The 6,814-nt window shown below is 45.4% G+C and carries 4 protein-coding genes; all 4 read left to right on the plus strand.

Annotation, left to right across the window (positions count from 1 at the left end; genetic code table 11):
* Positions 1-193 precede the first annotated feature (193 nt).
* Positions 194-1,438 carry a membrane integrity lipid transport subunit YebS gene (yebS, locus tag HMPREF3091_RS17545; RefSeq protein ID WP_070717522.1) on the plus strand — a complete coding sequence of 415 codons (1,245 nt, stop codon included), beginning with the start codon at positions 194-196 and terminating at the stop codon, positions 1,436-1,438.
* Complete coding sequence (locus tag HMPREF3091_RS17550; protein ID WP_070717685.1) at positions 1,407-4,037, plus strand: PqiB family protein; 2,631 nt, start codon at positions 1,407-1,409, stop codon at positions 4,035-4,037. The genes yebS and HMPREF3091_RS17550 overlap by 32 nt, the downstream gene beginning before the upstream one ends.
* A gap of 1,392 nt (positions 4,038-5,429) precedes the next feature.
* Positions 5,430-6,020, plus strand: coding sequence for a LuxR C-terminal-related transcriptional regulator (locus tag HMPREF3091_RS23090; protein ID WP_070717532.1), 591 nt, complete (start codon positions 5,430-5,432; stop codon positions 6,018-6,020).
* Between the two features lie 81 nt (positions 6,021-6,101).
* On the plus strand, positions 6,102-6,814 hold a 713-nt coding region (locus tag HMPREF3091_RS22945), incomplete at its 3' end, for an inverse autotransporter beta domain-containing protein (protein WP_371328695.1).

Raw genomic sequence — 6,814 nt, forward strand, 5'->3', positions numbered from 1 at the left:
CCTGAATAATGACGAGTATAAAATAAGCATTAAATGCGTTATCACACAAGACCTATCCAACATCACTACACATTAACTCGTTACACATTGTATCTTTACGCTAATTCGTCCTACATTTTTATAACAATCATTCTGTTTTAAGGCTATCAATGCGATACTTCATCCCCTTGCGACACCCATTCTGCGTTCCTAAATGAATATCACACGAATAACAGCGCTCCCGGAACAACACATCAAGCGTTGCCATGAATGCGACTATGTATTCAGTGTTCCCCCGCAGGATAAGAACCATATCGCCTATTGCCCGCGCTGTTGTGCAAAAATCTGTTCGGGCCGTGATTGGTCGATGACGCGCTTAACCGCGCTGTCTGTCGCTATTTTGCTGTTGATGCCCTTTGCGCTGAGCGAGCCTCTCATCCAGATTCGGCTGCTAGGGACTACCATTTATGCCAGCCTGCTTGAAGGCATTTGGCAAATGGCCATTCAAGGCGATCCTGTAACGGCCAGCATGGTGGCTTTTTGTACCGTCGGCGCACCGCTCATATTGCCATTGTCGATTCTTTATTTACGGATTGGCGAAAAGTTGGGAATGAATCTTCGGCCGGTCCTATTGATGCTGGATAGGCTCAAAGAGTGGATCATGCTGGATATTTACCTTATTGGCATGGGGGTCGCCTGTATCAAAGTGCAGGAGTATGCCGATATTGATGTCGGTAATGCTTTTTTCGCTTATGTGATGGTGACATTGTTAACGCTAGTGACGCAGATCCATCTGAATTTGAATCAGCTTTGGGAGCGATTTTACCCGCGTACTCAGCCTAAAGTATCACCTTATTCGATGACACTCTGCTGCGCGTGTCACTACACGGGTCTGCCCGATGAACGTGGTCGCTGCCCGCGCTGTCACACCACCCTGCATAATCGCCAGCCATACAGCCTGCAAAAAACCTGGGCAGCGCTGATTGCCGCGATCATGATGCTGTTCCCTGCTAACTTGCTGCCTATTTCGATTCTGTATGTGAACGGTGTGCGTATGGAAGACACCATTTTTTCCGGCGTGGTATCGCTCGCGACATCGGGAAATGTGCCAATTGCTGCTATCGTATTTATAGCGAGTATTTTAGTGCCCTTTACTAAAGTCATCGTGATGCTGTTTTTGCTTATCAGCATTCAGTTTAAAACCCAGCACAGCCTAAAGACACGCATGCGTTTACTGCGCATAGTGACGTGGATTGGTCGCTGGTCGATGCTCGATCTCTTCGTCATCGCATTAATGATGTCGTTGGTTAATCGTGACCAACTACTCTCTTTCACTATGGGACCGGCTGCCTTTTACTTTGGCGCCGCCGTATTCCTAACCATCCTCGCCGTGGAATGGTTAGACAGCCGACTGATTTGGGATGCTCATGCAACAGGAAACGCCGAATACACCGACTAACGCGACGCTACGACGCAAACGTCGTATCTCACCGTTTTGGTTATTACCTTTTATTGCGCTGTTAATTGCAGGCTGGTTAATCTATTCCACCCTACAAGAGCGCGGTGACACCGTCATCATCGACTTCCAATCGGCGGCGGGTCTGGTCGCCGGACGCACGCCGGTGCGCTATCAGGGGGTTGAAGTCGGCACTGTGCAAAAAATTGCGCTCAGTAAAGACCTCAATAAAATTGAAGTCAGCGTGAGTATCAAAAGCGATATGAAAGATGCGCTGCGCGACGGAACCCAGTTTTGGCTAGTGACGCCCAAGGCTTCTCTCGCAGGCATTTCTGGGCTAGATGCGTTGGTTGGCGGCAACTACATCGGCATGATGCCGGGAACCGGAAAACCCAGTAAGCATTTCGTTGCACTGGATACTCAGCCTAAGTTTCGCCTCAATACTGGCGAATTGCTGATTCATTTATTTGCTCCCGATTTAGGCTCTCTTAGCGCTGGTTCGCTGGTCTACTACCGCAAAATCCCAGTGGGTAAAGTGTATGACTTTACAATAGCCGAGAACCAGCAAGGGGTGAGTATTGACGTACTCATCGACAAACGCTTTGCCAATTTAGTGAAAGATAACAGCCGCTTCTGGAACGTCTCAGGCTTCAAAGGCGACTTTGGTTTAGACGGCGTTTCGGTACAGATGGAAAGCATGGCGGCACTGGTCAATGGCGCTATAGCATTCGACTCCCCGCAAGACGGCAAGCAGGCTAAAGCAAACCATAATTACACGCTCTATCCTGATTTAGCGCATAGTCAACGCGGCGTTGCCATTGGCTTAGATCTGCCAAACGGTGATGGCTTGGCGGCCGATCGTACCCCGCTCATCTATCAAGGCCTACAGGTCGGTACGCTAACCAAAATGACGTTAGAAAAAGATGGCAAGGTCAATGGTGAACTGACTATCGATCCTAGCATCGTTGACCTGATGCGTAGTGGAACGCGCATCAAAATGACCAGTCCTAAATTGAGCTTGGATAACGCTAAACTCAGCCAGTTGCTTACTGGTAACTTATTTGAACTGATCCCAGGTGAAGGCGAACCACAAAACCATTTCACCGTACTACCTAGTGCAGAAGCGCTATTACAGCAGCCCAACGTGCTAAAAGTCACGCTAAGCGCCCCTCAAAGCTACGGGGTAGATGTCGGTCAGCCATTGAGTATGAATGGCATCAAAATTGGTCAGGTGCTTAATCGCGTTTTAAAAGACAATAACGTTGTTTTCGATGTTGCTATCGACGCGCAATATCGCAACCGCATTCATGCAGACAGCAAATTCATCGTAAACAGCCGCCTTGATGTTAAATTCGGCGTAGACGGCGTACAGGTACTCGGTGCAAGCGCACAAGAATGGCTGGATGGCGGTATTCGCATCGTCGCGGGCAGCAAAGGCGAGCCGAAAGATAAATATCCGCTGTACCAAAACAGTGAGCATGCAGAACAAGGGTTTGTTGGCGATCTGCCACCGGCCACGCTAACGCTGCTGGCGGATACGCTGCCAGACATTCAGACTGGCTCCGTGGTGCTGTACCGGAAGTTCCAAGTCGGTGAGATTGTCGACGTTCGTCCTAAGGTGAACGCGTTTGAGGTCGATATCTATATCCAACCGGCTTATCGTAAACTGCTAACGCCACAAACTATTTTCTGGGCTGAAGGCGGCGCCAAGGTACAGTTGAATGGCAGTGGATTAACGGTTCAAGCTTCTCCTCTCGATCGTGCGATCAAAGGTGCGATTAGCTTCGATAACATTGAAGGCGTTAGCGTCACCAAGGGACAGAAGCGAGAACTATACGCCTCTGAAACTGCGGCCAGAGCTATTGGTAGCCAAATTACTCTGCGCACCTATGACGCATCCAAGCTGTCAGCCGGTATGCCAATTCGCTATTTAGGCATCGATATCGGTCAAGTGGAATCGCTCAAACTCTCCAATGAACGCAATGAAGTGTTGGCGAAGGCGGTACTTTATCCTGAATATGTGGACTCTTTTGCTCGCCAAGGCACCCGCTTCTCCATCGTAACACCTGAGATTTCTGCCACCGGCGTCAGCAATTTAGAGACCCTACTTCAGCCATATATCAACTTGGAGCCGGGTCATGGACGCACCATGCGAACCTTTGAGTTACAACAAGCGTCAATCGCAGACTCCCGCTATCTCGATGGTTTAAGCGTGATCGTGGATGCACCGGAAACCGGCTCGCTGCAAATTGGCACTCCAGTGCTATTCCGTGGAATCGAAGTGGGAACGGTTACCGGTTTGTATCTGGGCTCGATGTCTGATCGAGTACATGTAGCATTACGAATCAGCAAGAAATATCAGAGGCTGGTACGCGAGAACTCGGTGTTCTGGCTGGCGTCAGGTTATAACGTAGAGTTCGGTCTTACCGGCGGCATGGTTAAAACGGGAACATTCCAGCAGTTTATCCGCGGCGGTATTGCGTTTGCGACACCACCAACCACCCCGCTCGCGCCACAGGCTCAGCCAAATACGCACTATCTACTTAACGATAATGCACCGGATAAATGGCAGAGTTGGGGTACCGCGATCCCTCTACGCTAATTATCTCAAACGGCCTAATTCGATTAGGCCGTTTCTTCCTCTGGTGGTTCGCTAACGCGACAAAACAGTGAAAAACCTCTACGCTTTTGAGTCAGAGTCTCGTCTCTATAGAAGCTATATGATGCAACCCGTTGCGGGTTAAAAAGAATGCACTCACCTAGCACTCTATAAATTCCAAATACTTGCCAAAAACTGACTATGTTGACCTTCAGAGGGTTATCAAACTACCTTCTGCTCCACCATCTTTGGCATAAGAGCACTCTTCGCGGAACACCGCATAGAGCCTATGCCTAGAAGCATTTCTAGCAATATATCGATAGCAATTAAGACATTAACATTTTCAGTTATCGCGCTTAACCGCACGATTTGCTCAAAACTGGAAAAAAAAGCATCGTCGACTACTATTAAATAGCAAGGCATTCCAAGCCTGCATTAATGCCAACTTTTAGCGCACGGCTCTCTCCCAAGAGCCATTTCCCTAGACCTGATACAGGAGTCGTATCAGGTCTTTTTTTTCAGAATCACAAAATAGCTCGTTAGCCGATTGAATGTCATCAACAGCAAGCTCGAACGATGGCAATCGAAATACAGACCATCCATCTCAACGCCGCGCATGCCTGGAGAGCACTGCAAACAGTGATCAACAGTGTGGGAGATAATTTGGAGCAACTTGGATTAACCCACACAGAGAAAACACTGATCACCGATGCCCTAACAGAATACGGAACACGCTTTACATCCATAGCAACACTCAACGATATCAAAGCCAAAGGCATTGAGTCTGTGCTGCCCTGCTTTAGCGGCTACTCCGAAGCTACCGGTATCTTGACTGAATGCGCTACCGAGTTGCGTTATCTATCTATACGCCACATCCCTGTAATGCGAAACGGGTACAACCACTGGTGCCATCCCGCATTATCGTTACAACTACCCCCGTATTAGCCTTGGCGATAAATTAGCTTTTACCATTCAAAACAGTTAAGGCAGCAAAAGCCTGCAGAGATATAGTGCAATTTTAGCTAAAAGAGTATTGGTTAGCTGGTGCTTTAAATAATTTTCAATAGTTTCTTTTGAAAAAAAAGCAACATGAAAAACAAATCATTCAAAAAACAAATAACACAAAAAAACAATATTCATAATAAATATTTCATGACATATTATCTCAACATAAAAAAAGCATAAAAATCACTATAGGAAAACAACAGCTTAAATGTCCAAAACTGGACTCATAAAAATCACGATCCAATAAAAATTTTGGATATGATCATAAAATAATATTTAAACACAAACAAATAGACCATGTGAATATGTATAAAATCTAGAAGAAAATAGCCAAAATAAAATCAGTAACACAAGTCAATAATATTATTCACGAACAAAATCAGATCTCAAATGAATATCATTTCATACACTAAAAACAACTATCTTCACAATGCTGTCAGATATATCGCAGAACTAACAGAAAGCGAAGTGCACACAGCCAATACCCACAATAAGTCCGCACAATCCTCATTCGATCATGTCATATTATTTGATGACCAACATCCAACTGAGAATTTATTATTACTATCCTCATATAAAAAGTTTAGGTTTGGAGAAAAAATATTAATATTAAGTGATTTTATACCTGCAGGACTAGTAGCAAGATTTATACGAGAGAAATGTGAACTTGTAGTTCAAAGCAGTAAATCCATATCGCTGGATTGGTTAAAAACATTTAAGTTTAGTGACAGTTTCACAAGTGAACACACTACGGCTGACTTATTCTATCAACCGTTACTTACATATACAGAAAAGCTTTTTTTACATGCATTTGCTGAAACAAACACCAATCTGGAGCTAACACGGAAATTGAAAATAAAACTAAAAACAGCAAGTTCGCATAGGCGTAGCATCATGAGAAAGCTAGGAGTATTTCATCTTTCAATGCTTCTTCGATATACGAATGATAAGAATTTTTTATGCATTCTAAGTTACTTGTAAAAAATTCTTGTTTGCATAGCATTTCGCTAAAAAGTAGCTACATTTAAGCGACTCAAACAAAAATTAACTCTAGGTTTATTCATGAAACATCAACATTATTTAAAAAAAAGCGAAGCATTTCGTTTTTTTGCGTGGTTACAAATAATACTACAAGTCATTTTTCCACTCATTTCTCTAATACCTCACAATGCTTTGGCTCAAAGTCAAACGTCAACAAATTACAGCCAGTCCCCCTTCAGCACTGATAGAAAACTTGAACCCACAAAAGACACCACCACATTACCTTATGCCAGTGCTATGAGCAGCGTTGCAAACTCTTTATCCTCCAACGGTACTGATGGGGTTGCAGGTACAGCAAGTTCTGCCGCGGCAGGATACGCGTCCTCATCTGCTCAACAGTGGCTGAGCCAGTTTGGTACTGCTCGCGTTCAGCTTAACGTCGACGACAATGGCAATTGGGATGACAGCGCCATCGATTTCCTCGCCCCACTCTATGACAATAAAAAATCTATGCTCTTTACCCAGCTTGGTATGCGCGCACCTGATGGCCGCGTTACTGGCAATTTGGGGATGGGTGTACGTACTTTCTATCTAGAAAACTGGATGTTTGGCGGCAACGTATTCTTTGACGATGACTTCACCGGTAAGAATCGCCGTATCGGGATGGGCGCGGAAGCGTGGACGAATAATTTAAAACTTTCGGCCAACACCTATGTGGGCACCACCGACTGGCACTCCTCTCGTGATTTTAATGATTACTATGAAAAACCGGCTGATGGTTATGATGTTCGGGC

The organism is Hafnia sp. HMSC23F03 (assembly GCF_001816025.1).
Taxonomy (GTDB): domain Bacteria; phylum Pseudomonadota; class Gammaproteobacteria; order Enterobacterales; family Enterobacteriaceae; genus Hafnia; species Hafnia paralvei.